Below are 496 nucleotides of genomic sequence, written 5' to 3'. Positions count from 1 at the left end.
TTCTCCCTTGTTCAATGATCGTAATCCTGCCGGCAGCGTTCGCGGCCGCTTCGCTCCTTCGCCATCCGGCGACATCCATATCGGCAACGCTCTCGCCGCGCTGCTGGCCTGGCTGCAGATCCGCAGCCTTGACGGAAAGCTCGTGCTCCGCATGGAGGATATTGACACGGCCCGCTGCCGCCCCGAATACGCCCGGCATATTATTGAAGATCTTCGCTGGCTTGGCCTTAGCTGGGACGAAGGCCCGGATATCGGAGGTCCCTGCGGACCCTACGTTCAAAGTCAGCGGCTGGAGCTGTATGAGGCGGCGCTGAACCGGTTGCGCATCCAGGGAAGGCTGTATCCCTGCTACTGCAGCCGCCAGGATATTCTGGCCGCCGCCGCCGCTCCCCACGGCCTTTCCTCGGAAGGCCCGGTGTATCCCGGAACCTGCCGCAGCCTGACTCCCGAGGAAGCCGGGCAGCGCTCCTTAACCAAGACGCCTTCCCTTCGCTTT

General features: G+C 63.3%; 1 protein-coding gene. It reads left to right on the top strand.

Annotation, left to right across the window (positions count from 1 at the left end; translation table 11 throughout):
- Positions 1–7 precede the first annotated feature (7 nt).
- The coding region (locus tag L692_RS0100460) for a glutamate--tRNA ligase family protein (RefSeq protein WP_036721135.1) at positions 8–496 on the top strand (489 nt) is incomplete at its 3' end.

Origin of the sequence: Paenibacillus forsythiae T98 (genome assembly GCF_000520735.1) — a bacterium.
GTDB lineage: Bacteria > Bacillota > Bacilli > Paenibacillales > Paenibacillaceae > Paenibacillus_AQ > Paenibacillus_AQ forsythiae.
Note: the sequence above shows the minus strand (reverse complement) of the source record. Positions and strands in the feature narration are given on the sequence as shown.